General features: G+C 59.7%; 11 protein-coding genes and 3 pseudogenes. 10 read left to right on the top strand and 4 right to left on the bottom strand.

The genetic code is table 11. The features are described 5' to 3' along the window. Together NHF53_RS22540 and NHF53_RS22535 are read left to right on the top strand one after the other, a co-directional pair. Positions 1-245 (top strand): hypothetical protein (locus NHF53_RS22540; RefSeq protein ID WP_252836196.1); only part of this gene is annotated, 245 nt, incomplete at its 5' end. 94 nt (positions 246-339) lie between these two features. Beyond that, positions 340-1,035 (top strand): annotated as a pseudogene (locus NHF53_RS22535) (IS5 family transposase); the annotation flags it as partial. A gap of 38 nt (positions 1,036-1,073) precedes the next feature. On the opposite strand, the gene NHF53_RS22530 reads toward NHF53_RS22535, so the two are convergent. Further along, positions 1,074-1,541 carry an Lrp/AsnC family transcriptional regulator gene (locus NHF53_RS22530; protein ID WP_252836195.1) on the bottom strand — a complete coding sequence of 156 codons (468 nt, stop codon included), beginning with the start codon at positions 1,539-1,541 and terminating at the stop codon, positions 1,074-1,076. A 691-nt stretch (positions 1,542-2,232) separates the two neighbouring features. On the opposite strand from NHF53_RS22530, the gene NHF53_RS22525 reads away from it, so the two are divergent. From NHF53_RS22525 to NHF53_RS22490, 8 genes and pseudogenes are all read left to right on the top strand, one after another. Then, entirely contained in the window at positions 2,233-3,399 is a 1,167-nt protein-coding gene (locus tag NHF53_RS22525) for a M20 aminoacylase family protein (protein WP_252836194.1), read from the top strand. Positions 3,400-3,452: 53 nt separating this feature from the next. Beyond that, positions 3,453-4,598, top strand: a complete 1,146-nt coding sequence (locus NHF53_RS22520; RefSeq protein ID WP_308218704.1) for a PLP-dependent cysteine synthase family protein — start codon at positions 3,453-3,455, stop codon at positions 4,596-4,598. Between the two features lie 323 nt (positions 4,599-4,921). Beyond that, positions 4,922-6,439: an ABC transporter substrate-binding protein gene (locus NHF53_RS22515; protein WP_374591307.1), complete on the top strand. Its 1,518-nt coding sequence runs from the start codon at positions 4,922-4,924 to the stop codon at positions 6,437-6,439. 67 nt (positions 6,440-6,506) lie between these two features. Then, on the top strand, positions 6,507-7,478 hold the full coding sequence (locus NHF53_RS22510) for an ABC transporter permease (protein ID WP_252836193.1): 972 nt from the start codon (positions 6,507-6,509) through the stop codon (positions 7,476-7,478). A gap of 13 nt (positions 7,479-7,491) precedes the next feature. After that, entirely contained in the window at positions 7,492-8,421 is a 930-nt protein-coding gene (locus NHF53_RS22505; RefSeq protein ID WP_252836192.1) for an ABC transporter permease, read from the top strand. Between the two features lie 17 nt (positions 8,422-8,438). Continuing rightward, positions 8,439-10,139 (top strand): ABC transporter ATP-binding protein, encoded by a 1,701-nt coding sequence (locus NHF53_RS22500; RefSeq protein WP_252836191.1) that lies wholly within the window; start codon positions 8,439-8,441, stop codon positions 10,137-10,139. A gap of 182 nt (positions 10,140-10,321) precedes the next feature. Then, the gene (locus tag NHF53_RS22495; protein ID WP_254008039.1) at positions 10,322-11,158 is read left to right on the top strand and encodes a creatininase family protein; all 837 of its coding nucleotides are present in this window, start codon (positions 10,322-10,324) and stop codon (positions 11,156-11,158) included. Positions 11,159-11,167: 9 nt separating this feature from the next. Continuing rightward, a pseudogene (locus tag NHF53_RS22490) lies at positions 11,168-11,375 on the top strand (class II glutamine amidotransferase); the annotation flags it as partial. 694 nt (positions 11,376-12,069) lie between these two features. Here NHF53_RS22490 and NHF53_RS22485 read toward each other — a convergent pair. The 3 genes and pseudogenes from NHF53_RS22485 to NHF53_RS22475 form a co-directional block, all read right to left on the bottom strand. Then, complete coding sequence (locus NHF53_RS22485) at positions 12,070-12,678, bottom strand: hypothetical protein (protein WP_252836190.1); 609 nt, start codon at positions 12,676-12,678, stop codon at positions 12,070-12,072. Positions 12,679-13,005: 327 nt separating this feature from the next. Then, positions 13,006-16,785 carry a TonB-dependent receptor gene (locus NHF53_RS22480; protein ID WP_252836189.1) on the bottom strand — a complete coding sequence of 1,260 codons (3,780 nt, stop codon included), beginning with the start codon at positions 16,783-16,785 and terminating at the stop codon, positions 13,006-13,008. 5 nt (positions 16,786-16,790) lie between these two features. Beyond that, positions 16,791-18,530: pseudogene (locus tag NHF53_RS22475) on the bottom strand (hypothetical protein); the annotation flags it as partial.

Genomic DNA, 18,530 nt, shown 5'->3' with positions numbered 1-18,530 from the left:
GATCCAATCATCAGCCTGCCGGCCGCAAGCTGACACTCATCCGGCCCTACCAGATGAGCCGTGGTCGTCTAAGCTACACCACGCGCTGGGACACGATCTCGCGTTCGGCCTTCGCCTCGGCCACCAGTTGCTTGGAATCTGCTTCACGTGCCGCCAGTTCAGCTTTCATTTCGACGGTTGGCTGGACCACCGCAGAGGCAGGACTGTGCCTCCAGTTCTGCAAGTCGGAAAACTTGAGAGCCTGATCCGAAATTAAGTTGAGTGGTATCAGTTGGTTAGCTTGACGCTGCGCCTGATCGTTGATTCAGCGGTTTTGCAACGAACCCAAGGAAATCAACGATGTGGACTGACACCACTCGGGCGCAGTATGCCCGTGCAGACCTCGCGTTGCCAAGCGATTTGACCGATGCCGAATGGGCGGTGCTGGAACCGTTCTTTCCGCCGCCGTCCAATGTTGGGCGCCCGCGCAAGTGGCCGCTGCGGCGGATTGTCGAGGCGATCCTGTATCTATTGCGCGGCGGGTTGCCGTGGCGGATGCTGCCGCCGTGCTTTCCGCCGGTCTCCACGGTGCGTCGCTGGTTCTACCTGTGGTGGGACAACAGGTTATGGCTGTCGCTCAACCATGCCCTGCTCTTGATCGGGCGCGAGGCGGCAGGGCGCGAAGCCTCGCCCAGCGCTGGGGTGATCGATAGCCAGAGCGTGAAAACCACAGAAAGCGGCGGGCCGCGCGGCTATGACGCGGGCAAGAAGATCAAGGGCTGCAAACGGCACGTCCTGACGGATACCTGCGGCAATCTGGTCCACGCCGTGGTCCACACCGCCGACATCCAGGACCGTGACGGCGCACCGCTGGTGTTGACCGAGATCATCAAGCGCTTCCCGTGGCTGCGCCATGTGTTCGCTGATGGCGGCTATGCGGGTGACAAACTCAGGAAGGCGCTCCGCCGGATCGGCAAGTGGACCATCGAAATCGTCAAACGGTCCGATGCCGCAAAGGGCTTCGTGGTTCTTCCGCGCCGCTGGGTTGTCGGTCGAAGGATCACAGAAAGATAAAGTAGATATAAAAACATATTCTATAAGTAGTTCGTTGGAACTGCTGTTGTGAACTTTAGTTCCTCCATAGAGATAGAAGAATTAATTTGAGAAAATTCAAGTTTTTCGATCATTGATTTATATACATGGTCATATGCTGCGACATCGGGGACCATCACTTTCAGAATGTAATCAACGGTTCCGGTCAGGCGATATGCTTCTACGATTTGCGGAATGCTTTCTATTAATTCCCGAAACCTGACCAACCACGCCATTTCATGACGAGGCGCGGTGATGGCGATGAAAACGATCATCGGGACGCCGGCCTTCTTGGGGTCAACAAGCGTTACTTTCTCGCGGATTACGCCTGCTTCTTCCATGCGCTTGATGCGTCGCCAGCATGGTGTCTGCGAAAGGCCGACCTCTTCAGCGATCTCACCGACGGGGCGATCGCGTTGCTGCAGCAGGTCGAGGATCTTTCGATCTATCTTGTCAAAGCGTGTCGTCATTTTTGTATGTGCTCCAGAATATTACCTTGCTCGGAGAGGAGGCGTTAAAAGGCTTTCCTAGCTGTTTCCTATGAATGGGGCACTTGGCGCCATCATCTGCAGCATCAGGATCTTATGTTCAAACATCGCGCTATTGCTTGTGGTCCTTTCATGCTGACCTCACGTGCCGCTGGCACCTTGCTCTTGCTGGAATTGGGAGGTTGGGCTCGGTATTCGCGGCCAGAAACTCTACTCTTGGCAAAATGAGTGTCCAATTCGTGGTTTCCATCCGGAGCGTAGATTCTGTGAAAGCAATATACCAACCCAGTTGCTGATCCTCAGTTTTGCGCAAAGTGGAAGGGCGCCGCATAATGATATTTTTATCTATGAATATCAAAAATAGCGACAATGAATATCTACAAAATGGTACCGAAGCGAGATCATAAATGCAAGAAAATTGCTTTTTTATAGAACTATATTGATATGCCTTTCACCCTTGTAAATAGTTTATGAAACCGCATTGAATGCGGATTTGCTAATCAGAGGGGTTCAAGGTGAGGGTGCGAGGGGCAGCTTCTGATGCGGGCAGGGATTTTCCAGCAATCGTGGTCGCTACGGAAGCGCGTGCGGTGGAGCCGAGCCGCTGCTATTTCCGATATAGCCTGAACTCTCGGTGCGAAGAAAACGACGCATCGAAACGAAGGAGCGCAACATGGCTGTAGATCGCTGGGTGTTCGCGCATCTGGATCACCTGATCGCCTTCCGTCGCGATCTCCATAGCAAGCCGGAGCTGCTTTACGATCTACCCCGGACCTCGGCCGAAGTCGAAAAAGCCCTTCGCGCCGCCGGATGCGACGACGTCATCAAAGGGATCGGCAAGACCGGTGTCGTTGCCGTTATTCGCGGCAAGTCCAACACGTCCGGCCGGGCGATCGGCCTGCGATCGGATATGGACGCCCTGCCCATTCTGGAGGCGAGCGGCAAGCCCTGGGCCTCGCAAATGCCCGGCAAGATGCATGCTTGCGGTCATGACGGCCACACCGCCATGCTGCTGGGCGCGGCCATCGGGCTTGCGCAGAGCCGCGCGTTCGACGGTACTGTCGTGTTGATCTTCCAGCCTGCGGAAGAAGGAGGTGCCGGGGCACGCGCGATGATCGAGGATGGGCTTTTCCGTCGCTGGCCGGTCAACGAGATCTATGGAATGCACAACCGGCCGAACCTGCCGGTTGGAGAATTTGCCACCGCGCCCGGCCCGATTATGGGCTCGGTCGACATGATCGACATCGAAATTGAGGGTATCGGCGGTCATGCCGCTTCACCACACCAAGCTATAGATCCTGTTCCGGTGGCAGCGTCATTAATCCAGGCGGTGCAGACGATCACCGCCCGGACAATAGACCCGATGGATTCCGCCGTGATTTCGATTACCTCCATCCATGGAGGAGACGCCTTCAACGTTATTCCACAGACCCTTCGCTTGACGGGCACGGTTCGCATGCTGAGAGACGCCGTCCGCGACCATGTGGAAGCGAGGCTGGAGCAGGCAGTCGCTGGCATCGCCGCCGCCTTTGGCGCCAAAGGTAAGCTCGACTACTCTCGACACTATCCGGTGACTGTCAATCACCAGCAGGAAACCGAATTCGCTGCCCTCGCAGCAGAGGCGGTCGCAGGCATCGGTAGCGTATGCCGCGACATGCCGCAGTCGCTGGGCGGCGAGGACTTTGCTTTCATGCTGAACGAGGTTCCCGGTGCGATGATGAAGATCGGCAACGGAGAAAGCGCCAGTCTTCATCATCCGGCCTATGACTTCAACGACGAGGCAATTGCTTGGGGTTGCTCTTATTGGTGCGAACTTGTTCGCCAGCGGCTACCGCTCTGATTGGCTAGTGCGAAGCACGATAGCTGCTATGCGGCGGCCGGAGGAAAGAAGACATGCAACAATCGCTCATGGCCGCCAACGCAACCATTTGCCCACCGCTAGTTCCCCTGCCGGATTGCGCCGAGCGGGGATGGTCCCGAGCGGCCATGGCAATTCTTCAAAATGATGGGAGGCGGTCGGCAGATACGCATCTGCTCAAGCCGCTCTTTCCGGGGTTGAAAGGGATTTCTATCTACCTCAAGGACGAGAGCACGCATCCGACCGGGAGCCTGAAGCATAGGCTGGCCCGTTCGCTCTTCCTTTACGGGATCTGCAACGGGAAGATTCACCAGGGCACGACACTCGTGGAGGCCTCGTCCGGGTCAACGGCCGTGAGCGAAGCCTACTTTGCCCAATTATTGGGACTTCGCTTTATTGCAGTGATGCCCTATTCCACAAGTCGGCAAAAAATCCAGGCGATCCAAAGTTTCGGCGGTATGTGCCATTTCGTCAAAAATGCGAGCGATGTCTACGGTGAGGCGTTGCGGATTGCTGAGCAGACCGATGGCTACTATCTCGACCAGTTCACGAACGCGGAGCGGGCAATCGACTGGCGCGGCAACAACATTGCCGAGAGTATCTTTCGACAGATGGAAGGAGAAGAATTTCCGGTTCCCGAATGGCTAGTGATGAGTGCCGGGACAGGCGGAACGTGCTCCACGCTGGGTCGCTACATACGATACAAGAACCTTGAGACAAGGCTATGCGTGATCGATGTAGAAAATTCCGCCTTTTATGATGCTTGGCGAACAGGCGATCTCCAGACAACTGCATCGGGATCGAGGATCGAAGGAATCGGCCGCCCTCGCGTCGAACCGTCGTTCGTTGCCGGTGTGATCGACCATATGATTCAGGTTCCAGACGCCGCTTCGATCGCGGCGGCACATGTTTTGTCCGAGCGCCTCTTCCGGCAGATCGGCGGCTCTACGGGGACAAATTTCTTTGGCCTCTGCTGGATTGCGGCGACCATGATGCGCAATGGTCGGTGCGGATCGGTCGTAACTTTAATTTGCGACAGTGGGCAAAGGTACACGGACACTTTCTACGACTCTGATTGGCTCAAGGACAACAAAATCGACATAGGTCCCTACCGGCGAATGCTGGACCGGTTCCTTGACCACGGAGACTTTTTGCTTCCCTCGAACAGCAGCAATTTCTGAAGCTTGTTCCTACAACCATGCCAAATCCTTTTGCAGGCGGCATCATAAAGGCCAATTCGATGTTACATGTCAGCGACACGAAGACACCTGCTGTAATCGCCTCTATTCGCAGGCGATCCTCGCTGACGGCATGGTCTTCCTATCCGACGTAGAAAACGTCCTATTGCCTATCATTTGAACACAAGACGATCCATAAAGGGGAACTTATGATCATGCCGAATAGAGTCTTAAATTCGTTTCTCGCATCAACTGCGCTGCTTCTGATGCATTCTCCTGCTGTAGCCAGCGAGATGAGGTTTGCCTCGCAGGGAGATCTAGTGTCGATGGATCCTTACGTTGTGGAAGAGGTCTTCACCTCTGGATTTCTCGGCAACGTGTATGAGGGTCTTGTCCGCCGCACACCGGATCTGAGGCTTGAACCAGCTCTCGCAGAAAGCTGGGAAATGGTCTCGCCAACCCAGTGGCGTTTCCATCTGCGCAAAGGGGTGACGTTCCATGACGGCAGCCCATTTACCGCAGACGATGTGATCTTCTCCGCCGAGCGCGTGCGTTCCGGTGCCTCAGACTTCAAGAACCGTCTTCCGGCTGGTGTCGAAGTGGTGAAAGTCGGTGATTATACAGTCGATTTCATCACCAAAGAGCCCAATCCGATCCTGAATTTCACCTGGGCCAACTGGTACATCATGTCCAAATCCTGGGCCGAGGCAAACAAGATCGCGCCACCTGTCAAAGGCGGAGACACCGAGAACTATGCCACGCTCCACGAAAGCGGGACTGGCCCCTACAAATTGTTGGCGCGCGAACCAGGCATCAAGACCGTGCTTGAAGCCTACCCGCAGTGGTGGGGCGCCAAGGACAAGGTGGGCGATGTCGACAAGGTGACCTATACGCCGGTACCTAACCCGGCCACCCGCGTCGCTGGCCTTCTCTCGGGACAGCTTGATGTGGTTTTCCCGATCCCGGTTCAAGACATTCCGCGTCTCGAGGCCGCTCCTAACGCGGGCGTCGTCACCGGTCCGGAAGTCCGCACCATGTACCTCTCCATGAACCAGTGGAAGGACACCTTGCCGGGCTCTGGTCTGGACGGTGTCAATCCGCTGAAGGACCGTAAAGTCCGCGAAGCCATCTATCGCGCCATCGATATCAATGCGATTCGTGACAAGATCATGCGCGGTCTGGCGACGCCTGCCGCGCTGATGGTCGCGCCGGGCGTCAACGGTTACACCGACGAAGTCAAGCGTTACGACTATGACCCTGCCAAATCCAAGGCGCTTTTGACCGAGGCCGGCTATCCGGACGGCTTCGCGATGACCTACCAGTGCTCAAACGATATGTATGTGAATGACGAGGCAACCTGCCTTGCCATATCGTCCATGCTCGCCAAGGTCGGCATCAAAGCCAAGCCCAACATTCAACCTCGCGCCAAGTATCTCGAAGCCGTCACTGCCCCGAACATGGACTTCGGCCTTGCCATGCTGGGCACGACACCTTCGAGCCTCGACAGCCATATCGCGCTCTACTCGCTGCACATGTGTCCGCGTGCAGCCGAAGATCGACCGCTCTGGGACAAGGATGATCTGACCAAAATCGTGGCCGGCAAATCAAACTTTGCGGGTTATTGCAATCCTGACGTCGACAGACTGGCTGGCGAGATCCTGAAGGAAGCCGATCAAAAGAAGCGCAGCGAGCTGATCCACCAGGCTTGGACTATCACCACCAATGAAGTCGCCTATATTCCCTTGCACCAGACCTGGGCTGCCTGGGGTACCGGCAGCGCTGTCAAGCTGGAACGCCGGGCCGACAACGTATTTGATTGGCGCCATGTGACGATCGGCAAGTAACTCGGACAGAACCCGTGCGGTGCCGGCCGATACCCGGCACCGTGCCTCCTATCAAGGTCGGAGTCTCATGTTCTTCTATCTTCTTCGTCGTCTTTTTCAGGCCGCTATCGTGCTGGTAGTGGTCGCGCTCGCGGCCTTCGTCATGTTCCGCTATCTCGGCGACCCGATTGCCCAATTGGTGAGTGAGGAAACAACCCTTGCGGACCGGGCGGCACTGCGGGAGAGCCTCGGGCTGAATGATCCCGTCCTGATGCAGTTCGCCCATTTCGTCGGTCGGGTAGTTACGGGGAAGTTCGGCCTCTCCTACCAGATGGGCCAGCCCGTCTCGCGCCTCATAGCCGAGCGGCTGCCGGCGTCTCTCGAACTCAGCGTCGTCGCATTTTCGCTGGCGTTGGCCATCGGAATTCCGATGGGGGTCTTCGCTGGTCTGAAGCCCGACAGCTGGACGGCACGGATTATCATGATCCTGTCGCTCGCGGGGATTTCCATGCCGACCTTCTTTGTCGGATTGATGCTGATGGTATATTTCGGTGTAGAGCTCGCCATCCTGCCGACCTTTGGCCGTGGCGACACCGTCGACCTCGGCTTCTGGACCACAGGACTCCTGACCCGATCCGGCTGGTTGTCGATCATTCTTCCCGCCTTCACGCTGGGTCTTTTTCAGCTTACCTTCATCATGCGGCTGGTGCGGGCGGAGATGCTGGAGGTCATGCGCGCCGATTTCATCCGCTTCGCCAAGGCACGCGGACTGCCGGCGCGCAGCGTCTATTTCCGTCATGCGCTGAAAAACACACTTGTTCCGGTCATGACAATCGCTGGGCTGCAATTTGGCTCGATCATCGCGTTTGGCATCATCACCGAAAGCGTATTTCAGTGGCCGGGCATCGGACTTCTGTTTTTGCAGGCCATTTCTTCGGTCGATATTCCGGTCATTTCCACCTACCTCCTCTTGGTGGCGGTAATCTTCGTCACGGTGAACCTCATCGTCGATCTGCTTTATTATGCCGTTGACCCGCGTCTGCGGGTTGGCAGGAATTAAAGGAGGTGCGCTGATGGCAATCGAACACACTTTTGGTTTGCGCGCCCGCATCGCCCGCCGGCCTCTGCTTTACCGCTTTTTGTCTTCGCCGCTCACGGTGATCGCATCCATCATCGGGGGAATGATGGTGCTGGCGGCAGTCTTTGCGCCGCTTGTTGCACCACACGACCCGTTCGATGTGGCATCCCTTGATTTGCTCAATTCCCTGCTGCCACCATCCTGGTACGTGGGAGGTGATCCCGCCTTCCTTCTGGGCACCGACGATCAGGGTAGAGACCTTTTCTCTGCACTCCTCTACGGTACGCGAACCTCGCTCATGGTTGGCGGCATTTCGGTCGGCGCCGCGGTCCTTCTCGGTCTGTTCTTCGGACTTCTCGCCGGCTATTTCGGCGGCTTCACCGATGCCGTCGTCATGCGCGTGGTCGATATCCAGATGACGTTTCCGGCCATCATGGTCGCCCTCCTGATCGACGGAGTCAGCCGGGGCATCCTGCCTGCGGACCAACACGACCAGCTTGCCATCTTTGTTATCATCTTCGCTCTCAGCCTCTCGATCTGGCCGCAGGTGGCGCGCACGGTTCGCGCATCGACGATGGTTCAGCGTCAACGTGATTATGTATTGGCGGCTCAGGTGATCGGTATTCGGGCGCCTTTGATCCTCATTCGTCACGTTCTGCCGAATGTACTTGGTCCCGTCCTGGTCATCGCCACCATCAACCTGGGTGTCGCAATCCTGGGCGAGGCGACGCTGAGTTTTCTCGGCGTCGGCATTCCCGCCTCCGAACCCTCGCTTGGCACGCTCATCCGCGTTGGCAACGGTTTTCTCTTTTCCGGGGAGCGTTGGCTCGTCGTTTTCCCAGGTGTGACGCTGGCCCTGCTCGTTCTCTCGGTCAACCTTGTGGGAGACTGGCTGCGCGATGTGCTCGACCCGAAACTACGCTGATCCGGAAGGCCACCGCCATGTCTTTTCTCTCAATATCAAATCTCAAGGTCGAATATCCTGGGCCATTGGGCACCTTCGTCGCGGTGAGGGACGTCAATCTCACGGTTAACCGTGGCGAGATTGTCGGCATCGTGGGGGAGTCAGGAGCGGGAAAATCCACCATCGGCAACGCAATCATGGGGCTCCTCGACCGACCGGGCCGCGTGGCCAAGGGCGAAATCGTCTTCGAAGGCAAGCATATCGACCCCTCCGACGACAGAGCAATGCGCGCCTTGCGGGGCAAGCGTATTTCTATGATCTTTCAGGATCCGATGACGAGCCTCAATCCGCTATATACAGTCGGACAGCAGCTCATCGAGACTATCCGCACCCATCAGCCCCTGGATGAGAGTGCCGCGCGCCGGAAGGCCATCGAGCTTCTCACCTCGGTCGGAATCGCTTCGCCAGAGGAGCGGATCGACCAGTATCCGCACCAGTTCTCCGGCGGTATGCGCCAGCGCGTGGTGATCGCACTCGTCCTGTGTTCCGATCCTGATCTCATCATCGCGGACGAACCGACAACGGCGCTGGATGTATCGGTGCAGGCGCAGATCCTCAGCCTCATCAAGCAACTGGCGGCAGAGTGCAATGTCGGCGTCATACTCGTCACCCACGACATGGGGGTGATTGCCGAAACCACCGACCGCGTTGTGGTTATGTATCGCGGAGAAGTCGTCGAAACGGGGGCTACGTCCCAGGTCATTCATGAACCCGTGCATGAATATACCAAGAGCCTGATTGCGGCGGTGCCCCGTGGTGATCGCCGACTGACGCGGTTTCCCCGTGTCGGCTATCCCATGGACAGCATGGCGACCCACACGCAACTGGATCTCAGTTCACACTGGCTGGGCAGCAAGACGTCAGCGAAGAACATCGATTTGGGCGAGCTCGCCCCTCTTGTCGATGTGCGGGAGATGAGGCTGCGATTTGTAACCCGCAGCGCGCTGCTGGCGTGCAACCGCCGATATTTCGAGGCGGTAAGAGACGTCAGTTTCCAGATCAGGGAAGGAGAAGTCTTGGGGCTTGTCGGCGAGTCGGGTAGCGGCAAGTCGACAATCGCGAAAATCCTCGCGCAGATCTACGGTCCGACAAGCGGGGAATTCAGGTTTGGCGGACATGCCATCAATTCTGAAAGCAGCCGCAGTACGCGTGCGGCTATTCGCAGTCAGATCCAGATGATCTTCCAGGATCCCTATTCATCGCTCAACCCGCGCATGCGGGTGGAGCGGATTATTGCAGAGCCGATCCGCCACCATGGGCTTGCTGAAACCGACGCGGAAATCCGCTCGATCGTGAACGATCTTTTGGAGATTGTCGGGCTCGGCGGCAGTGCAGCACGGAAATTCCCCCATGAGTTTTCGGGCGGTCAGCGACAGAGAATCGCGATTGCGCGCGCCTTGGCAACGCGTCCGCGCTTCTTGATCTGCGACGAGCCGACCTCGGCGCTCGATGTCTCGATTCAGGCTCAAATTCTCAACCTCTTGAAAGACTTGCGTGATGCGCTTGACCTTACCGTGCTGTTCATCAGCCATGACCTGCCGGTCGTGCGGCAAATGTGTGACCGCGTCATCGTGATGCGGCAGGGCGCCATTGTTGAAGAGGCCGATGTCGATGATCTGTTTGAGCGCCCGCAGTCCGACTACACCAAGGAACTGTTGAGGTTGATGCCCAGCCTTTAGGAGCCGTTGAACGAGGGCGGGGCTTTGGCGAGCCAACAGACAAAGGAATGGATTCGAAAATCACGTCCGATATTTGAGAGGCTCGCAGGAGCGAGCTTTCACCGGAACGGGTTTTCGGATTTGTTCGTGGAGCAACGGAGCCTGACATATCGAGCCCAGGCTGGAAACAGGAGGGAAGAATATTGTTTGAGATTGAATGGGGCCGAATGACAGCTCCGGAGCTTAAGTCGCTCGCGGCGCGAGAGAACTCGCTGGCTATCCTGCCCACGGGCGCTTTGGAGCAGCACGGCCCTCATTTGCCTGTGATCACCGATACCGTCAGCGCAAGTGCTGCGGCCATCGGAGCAGCCCGCAAAGTATCTCAGGAGATCCCCGTCGCGGTGCTGCCCGGGCTTTGGCTTGGCATGAGTGAGCATCATTTTCCGTTCGGCGGCACCATCAGCGTCGATCATCAGACCTATCATGCCATCATAAGCTCGGTGGTCCGATCGCTTCGAGCACTTGGGTTTTCCAGACTTCTCATCGTCAATGGCCATGGCGGCAACATCGACGCCTTGTCTCTCGCTGCCCGGGAGCTCGCGGTAACGTTCGCAATGCCGATCGTTGCGACAACACCCTGGATGCTCGCACGTGACGAGGTAACCGCCATTGTCGAAAGCAAAGCACCCGGGCATGCTTGCGAGGGTGAAACCTCGGTGATGATGGCGATCGCGGGAGAGCTCGTGCGTCGTGATAGGTTCGAGGCTGCCATTGCCCAGGAAGCGCCAGCCTACAACGCACCGCCAGGGTTTTCCCGCTTTTATTCCTTTTCGGAGCGGGCACCCGAAACGGGTACTTTGGGGGATCCGCGGCGATCGACAAAAGAGAAGGGAGAAGCCTTGCTTGCCATTCACGAGAGGCTGCTGGTGGAGGCGATACGCAACGAACGGCTCTGGTCCGCGCCCGACCAGGTCTGGGCCCCGGGTCGGGGACGGCAAACCACGGTCGGAGCTTTCGTCAATCCGACAGAGAAGGTGTAGGGAGCTACGATGTGCCGCTTTCTCGCCTATTTCGGCAACCCGGTTTTCCTCAATGAACTCGTCTACGATTCCGTGCACTCCTTGGTGCATCAGTCGCTCCATGCTGCGGAGGCCAAGACCGAGACCAATGGTGATGGATTTGGAATAGGCTGGTACGGCGCGCGATAGACCTGGTGTATATCGGGACGTAAGGCCAGCCTGGTCAGACGAAAACCTCAGTTGAACTGGTTTGTCGCCCGGCGGCCAGTCCCGCCGTGCCTGCCTGTCGCCACTGTAGAGCGGCGCCGTTCTGTTGTGTCTTGGGCGGCCGGGCCAAGGGATTCCATGTTCCGCTGACCACGTTTCAACCTGTTCAACCAGATCATTTGCGCGGCACGGTCACCGATCGAATTCGTGCCGAGCGCCCGGCACTGTCATCAACGACGAGCCGTAGAAGCAGTCGTTCCCGAGACGCGTATCGTCGGCTTGCCGGCTATGGCGTCGTCGAGGCGGGGACGGTTTCAATGAGAATGGCGGCGCGACCGTGCCTGCGGGTCATGACATGTTCGAAGGCGCGGTCGGCGGCGCCGGCCGGCGCCACGATGCCGAGCGTGAGAGCAGAAACTGCGGGACGCCGCGGTCCAGAAGCGCCGCCATCACCGTCATCGCCCGGGGGGCTTGAAGACGGTCCAGCCGCAGCGTGCGCCGCGGGCTCGCGCCTGCCGCCGGCCGACGCTGAACTCGGCGCAGGACCGCGCTGCTCCGTGAAGCAGGCCGAGGCGGTCCGCATTGGCAAGATGCGGATGCACGGTTGTCGCATAGGCGAGCTCGCCTTTGCCGTGGGGCTCGGGTGGCGGGCGTGGTGGGGCGTCGTGACCTTCATCTTCCTTCTCCGGTAACTCGATTGTTCGATCAGGTGATTTCGTCCGCGTCTACGGCGCCTGCAGAAGATCGAGGCATTCCCCGACGACCCTCGTCACGTCGTCAGCCGGTCCCGTGTGCATGACGGTGCGGTCGGGGCGGATCACGGCGACCCGGCCGGCCTTTGCGACGCGCGGCAAGAATGCGCCTTCCAGGTCTTCATAGACTTCGTCGGCTGCGAGCCCGAGGCGCTGTCCGCGGAACGAAATCTGGATCGACTTGCCTTTCACGCCGGCAAATCGCCGAGCGACATCCCCGTCGAGCTGTCGGCAGGGGTCGCAGCCGAAGTCGACCAGCGCGAAGCCCTCGCCGAGAGCATCGTCGCTGAGGAGCAAGCGCCCGTCCTGCGCCCGGACCCAGCCCTGCGGGAGGAGTGCGCCGGGAAGCAGCCCGCACGCCGATTTCGCCTTGCGGAACAGGCCTGCCCTGAAGCGGCTCCTCGGCTTGATTCCCAGCTCCTCGAAGAAATTGCGGGCGAAGGGAATATGATGAATGATGCGCATCATGCCGTGATTGAAGAAGGCAAGAAGCGCATTGCGGGGCATGGCTTTCTTGCCACTGAACTTGGCGAGATTGATCATCGCGATCGCATGGGGGAGACGTTCCTGGTCATAGTTCACGAGAACGGAAGGTCCGGCGAGGCCTCCCGAGTTGCGCGATCCAATAGATGGCTTCCGTTTGCTTCAAAGTGATGAGCGTCACTTACAGCAGCCCGGGACTCCATGAAGCTCGGAGGGAGGCAGGGCCCCGGCGGGGTGTGCCTTAATCACTCGGCTTTTGGGGCGAAGATCAGGGAAGAAGTCGATGCTTTGAGGCCGCATCGCAGTTCTGGGACTTTGGGCGAACATCGCACAGCCGGATCATTGGTGGTCGGTCGAATGTCGAAGCGGCGATGCGCCCCGAGGAACGAACTGCCGCCCGAAGAGGGCGACAGTCCCGGAATCCCGTCAGAACTTGCCGATGATGTTGAAGAATACACCACGGTCGTTGAGGGTCAGGTCCCGCAGGTCGTCGGAGAAGCGTCCGAAATTGTAGCCGACTCCGAGCTTGAAGTTGTCGCCGACGTGACGGTACACCGCTGCCAGAGCTCCCATGTCTGTCGTGTCGGCTTCCGGCATGTGGAGAACGCGTCCCTCGAGAAGCACGTCCCACCGCTTGACGACGTGCAGGTCGGCGCGAAGGATTCCGAGATGCGCGGATGAGGATTGCCAGTCATCCTCGAATTCTTGTCCGGTACCGCCGCTCGAGCGGTACCGGACCTCGCCGAAGCGATAGCCATATTTGCCTCCTACGGACAGCCAGGGAAGCAGGTCGTAGGTGAGGTCCGCCGACAGGATATGGCTGCGCTGGGCTGGAGCCAGCGTGTCACCGGTCGATCCGCTGAGAAGCTGACCGTTCCCGGGCATGTCGTAGAGCCAGGTGTATTTGAAGAGGACGTTCAGACGGTCATTGTCGATCGGCCGGTAGGCGTAGCCCAGCGAAGCTTCGACATAGTCGGTGTCCTGAAACGAGGTCTCGCTCGACGTGGCATCCGACAGGACGGCATCGATATTGGCGAGAAGCCGCCAGTCCTCGCTGGTCTTCCAGGAGAGGCCGGCCGCCATCAGATACGTGTTCTGGTCGCGGGTATTGTCACGGGAATCCTCGATGCGGAGCTCGCCACGCACGCGGGCGGCGATCCCCGCCTCCTCGTCTTTGTAGCCGACAGAAACCGAAGGTGCGTACCGGTCGAAATCCGACCGCTGAACACCGGTGCTGTCACTCGTCTCGTCGCGAACCCGGCCGGCCTCGAACCCACCGTCGACCGTCCAGACGTCATCCGGCGTGTAGACGACGCCATAGGTCTGGGTGAGCGCGCGGCGTTGGCCGAACATGTCGTAGCTGCTCTCGGCGTAGGCCGATGCGAGGTCGCCCATGCGCCGCTTGACGCCGGCGACGATCGAACCCTTGTCCGTGCCGATAAGGTCGTAGGACCGGTCGAGGTCGAAGGCCCGGTCCGGATCCAGCTTGTAGCCGAGGTAATAATGGTCATCGGCATTCGGGTCGTATGTCACCGCGGCGAGGCCGCCGAGGCCACCCGAGCCGTAGGACACTTCGGCCTTCGCTCCGATCTTGTCTGTGAGCTGCACTTCCGCGCCGACACCCACCCGATCATTGCGGGCAATATCGCCCGACCGGTCGACGGTACCCTGTCCGAAGATATAGAAGAGGTGATCGTCGTCGGGGCGGTAGTCGACGCGGACGCCGGCATCAAGGCGCGATCCGTCGTAACCGTGCTTGCCCGACGAAATTGCCAGTGGAGACATCAGCTCGCTATAAGTAATGCCGAAGGAGACCTTCCAGTACTGGTCCCATTGGTAGCTGAGGCTCGACGCGCCCTCCCGCTTGATCTGACCCGCTCCGTCATGGAAATCGTCGTAGGTCAGTTTTGCGTCCATCCTGTCCGTCAGCGCGACATTGGCGTGAGCCCCCCATGTCCTTTTGCTGACGTTCAGTTGATCGTAGAGGCTCGAGAAGCCGGCCTCCTTCTCTTCATAGTAACCGCCGATGATGCCTTTCATTCCGCTTCCCGGCAGGTCTTCGAGGTCGACCTGTCCGAGGACGCGCCAGGCTGTGGCCGACTGCCCCGGGCTGCCGGCTATGGCCGTATCGCTGTTCGTGAGACCGCCGTCGGTCGAACGGGAGAGCCCGAAACCGGGGCCTTTGGAATGGGCGACCTCCGCCTCGAGGAAGGTGGTCTCCGAATGACGGATCCGAACATCGGCACCCATCGCCTTCTGATCGGCAAGGCCCGTGCTTTCGTTCATGCCCGTCACACCGACACGCACCTTGTCGTCTACCCAGTGCTGGGCACGCCCGCCAAAGGCGTATCCGTCGACGTCGCTGGCGACGGGCGTGTATTCATAAAGAGCCGTCAAATAGATCTTCTCGCCGCCGAGCGCCCCGTCGCGGACCGGACCGGCGGTGCCGGTCGTCGACGAAAGAGGCCGCCGCAGGATCAGCACACCCTGAAGATAATCGAACGAGTAATCCTCGCCGTACTGCAGCACGCGGCGTTCGATCACCCGACCGGTAATTTCGTCGCGGACCTCGATGGTGACTGTTTCGGAGCCCTCGACAATGTCCTGCCGCTTCATGAAATAGGCCGAACCGCCGGTCGCCAGGAACTCGTCGCGCTGCGGCAGCGTATCGGGCTGGGCGGCATAGACCGTCACCTCCGTCTTCCTCTCGCCGAAGGAGGTGCTTGCGGCCGAGCGGTAGGCGGCGTGACCGCCGTAGAGGCCCCTTTCCTGTCGCAGGAATTCGGTTCCGGTGATCGTCGTCTTGTAGTTCCCCCACATGACGTGACTGTCGCCGCGTTCCAGGCGAACATAGAACTTGCCCTTGGTCGGTGCGTCCTCGACGAAGGTGGAGTCGTCCCCGTAGACCGGGTAGTAGTCGTCCGGGTCGAGACGCCGGAGGAGCTGACGCGGGTCCTTCTTGTTCAGGTTCCGGAACAGGTCCTCGACATCGTCCTCGCCGGTGTCGGCCGCTGCCGTGAGCAGATATTCGCCCTTGATCTTGCCCTTGAGATAGAAGGCCAGGCGCCCCTTCGTGTACACCTCGTCGTACTCGCCGGGGCGAACCGTCTCGATGTTCTTGTCGCCCATTCTCTTTCCGACGGTGAGGTCGGCGAGCGCCACGTAGAACCACTCGTTGTCTGGAATGTTGATCTCGCGGTCGAAATGCAGGCCGTCGCTCTTGGAGATACCGGTCACGCCGACGTCGACGACGTGATCGCCGGGGGGAAGAATGCGCTGGACAACGAAGCCCTGATCCTTGTCGACGGGAATTTTCTCTCCCATCGCCACGACAACGAAGCCCGGCGGCACATGATTTCCGTAGATCGTGACGGCACCGCCGCGGATCTCGATATTGCGGACCGCGGTGCGGTCCTCGCCCATGCCCGCCGCGACGGGCTGCTCGCGCTGCTCCGGCTTCAGCTCCCTTTCGCTGCGGGACAGTATCAGCGGTTCGGTTTCGTCGAACCTTCCCTTTGCATCGTACACACGCAGGACATAGCTGTACTCGCCCATGTCCTCGACGGCCGGCATGGCCCAGGTCGCTTCGCCATTGATCGGCACCCCGACGACGGCGAGCGGTTTCTCCCGGCCCTTGCCTTCGTCGACGCGGTAGATCCGGATCTCGGACCGTTCGATGAAGCCCGGATAGTTGGACGTGGCAAGGAAGCGCACCGGCTCGCCGCCGCGGAAGCTCCGGCGGCCGGTGGTCGTGGCCACATTGAGCAGCGGGTTCGCCTGCAGACCGTCATACTTGATGTTGATGTCGACACGGTTGAGACCGACATCTGTCTGACGCTGGCGGTCCACCTGGCTGGCGGCAGGCCCCGCATCCCCCGGCTGCGGAGCGGGGAGCCTGTCTCCCTTGCTCGGCGCCGCCTCGGCGTTGTCGATGATGGTTTCTCCATCGACGACGATCTCGAAGGGCAGATCGCCCTCGTCGGCGAGGCTTTCCCGTTCGGTGTTTTCGCCGATGACGAGATCGTTCGTCGAACCGTCGTTCAACCGCTTGCCGTCTAACCGAAGGTCACATGCCTCTCCGATGCAGGTGCGGTCTTCGGAAAACGCGCTGCCGGCAAGCACCGTCATGCCGAACAGGGCCGTGGAGGCGAAGAGTACCGCACCGCGGGTAACGATGGCGGCGGAAGGCTTTGTAACGAAGGACATCGGTCTCACTCCCCCACTTCGATGCGTGTCTCGATCTCGAGCTCGTAGCCTGCCCCCGTCCGTTTCCAGCGGTCGGCTATCAGCTCCCGGAGGCCCTTGATCCTTTCCTTTGCGAGTTCTTCGTCCGTGTGGGCATCGACGTAGCTCAGCCGCAGGATCGACTGCTCCGAGCGAAGTGCTTCAAGCACCTGGTCGAGGCCGGCGTTCGAGCGGGACGTGAGTTCCGCGCTGTCCGGCTCGAAGGCTTCATCCTTGATGTTGACCCGCACGACCCGGCCGATCGATGCACCGAAGTTGAGCTTGGTGGCCTTGCCGGCGGTGAGGCGAACGACGCGCGGATTCTCCGTCGTGAGGCGGTAGCCGGTCGGAAGTGTCCGCGTGTCGAGCTTCATGATGAAGTTCGAGCCGATGCGCTGCTCGGGAAGATCGGCACAGGCGACATGGAAGCGGCCATGCCTGTCCGTGGTGATCAGCCAGCCCGTGACGGTCGCGACACGCACGCCGGGCAGGCCCGGTTCGCCTTCGTCCTGGTATCCGTTTCGGTCGATGTCGTCGAAGACCTTGCCGATGATGTCACCGCAGTCGAAGACCGGCTCGGCGACGATTTCCACGGTGGCCGAAGCCGGTGGCGCGAGCGGTGTTCCGCCGGGGTCGGTTACACTTGCGCGGTTGATGTGCCGGCCGGGACCCGCAGAGCTCAGGGCAAGCGTCTGCAGGCGAATGGTGACTTCCGCATTCGGGCCGAGAGTGATGTTCTCAAACCGCAGTCGCAGACCGTTGACGACCGGCGTGACCTTGACCCCGTCGATGGTCGCGGAGCCCTCCACGTAGCGGAAGCCGGCCGGCATCGTATCAATGACGGTGATGCCGCCGACATTCCGGTCGGAATTATTGGTCACGCGGATGACGTAAGGCGCCCGTTCGCCGCGACGGATGTAGCGAACCTGAGCCTGCTTGATGACCGTGATATCCGACGGCGTGGCCGCCGGAGGTGTGATCGTGCTCGTCGAGGTGTTCGACGGGACCTCACCACCGTTCCACTGGCCTGTCGCGGTCGCGGTGTTCTTGATGCTGTCGCTCAGGCCCGCGGCGTTGTCGACGTCACTCTGCGTCAGCGTGTATGTGGCGGTGAAGGCCTGGGCTTCACCCGGCGCAAGGGTCTTGGGCGCCGGCTCGAAGCCGGAGAGTGTTCCTCCCGCAGGCTTGCCATTGAACGTCGGGCCAGGATCACGCGGCCCGACCTCGGTGACGGTCGCGCCGCCCACGTTGGTGATCGTGATCGTGTAGGCCACTGTGTCACCGACACTCGTATAGCCGTCACCATTCGTATCCTCGAACCGGCCGGTCTTCTCGACCTGCAGGAGGGGCGGGTTCGGCGGCACCAGAACGGTGTCCGGCGGGCTTTCGACCGGCGGTCCGGACGGCGGCGTGCCGGTGCCGATCGCCGTGTTCTCGACGCTACCGGTATCGATATCCGCCTGCGTCGGCGTATAGGTCGCGGTGAAGGTGAAGGTCGCGCCCGGCGCGAGCGTTTGCGGATCTTGATCGAGGCTCACACCGGCATTGGTGAGCATGGGGTCGTCGACGGTGACATTCGTCAGCGTCACCGCACCGGTGTTTTCGACGAGGAAGGCGTAGCTGATCGTCTCGCCGAGATCGATGAGGCCGTTGCCGTTCAGGTCGTTCAGCGTGCCGGTCTTGTCGATGGTCATGCCGGGCGACTGATCCGGCGGCACGGTCACCGT

The organism is Ciceribacter sp. RN22, assembly GCF_024054295.1.
Classification (GTDB): Bacteria; Pseudomonadota; Alphaproteobacteria; order Rhizobiales; family Rhizobiaceae; genus Allorhizobium; species Allorhizobium lividum.
This window is presented reverse-complemented; position numbering and strand designations above follow the sequence as displayed.

Excerpts from the sequence above, each read along its gene's own strand:
- NHF53_RS22525 (WP_252836194.1), top strand. The coding sequence starts at position 2,233 with ATGGCTGTAGATCGCTGGGTGTTCGCGCATCTGGATCACCTGATCGCC.
- NHF53_RS22515 (WP_374591307.1), top strand. The coding sequence starts at position 4,922 with ATGGATCCTTACGTTGTGGAAGAGGTCTTCACCTCTGGATTTCTCGGC.
- NHF53_RS22480 (WP_252836189.1), bottom strand. The coding sequence starts at position 16,785 with ATGTCCTTCGTTACAAAGCCTTCCGCCGCCATCGTTACCCGCGGTGCG.
- NHF53_RS22530 (WP_252836195.1), bottom strand. The coding sequence starts at position 1,541 with ATGACGACACGCTTTGACAAGATAGATCGAAAGATCCTCGACCTGCTG.
- NHF53_RS22500 (WP_252836191.1), top strand. The coding sequence starts at position 8,439 with ATGTCTTTTCTCTCAATATCAAATCTCAAGGTCGAATATCCTGGGCCA.
- NHF53_RS22510 (WP_252836193.1), top strand. The coding sequence starts at position 6,507 with ATGTTCTTCTATCTTCTTCGTCGTCTTTTTCAGGCCGCTATCGTGCTG.
- NHF53_RS22505 (WP_252836192.1), top strand. The coding sequence starts at position 7,492 with ATGGCAATCGAACACACTTTTGGTTTGCGCGCCCGCATCGCCCGCCGG.
- NHF53_RS22520 (WP_308218704.1), top strand. The coding sequence starts at position 3,453 with ATGCAACAATCGCTCATGGCCGCCAACGCAACCATTTGCCCACCGCTA.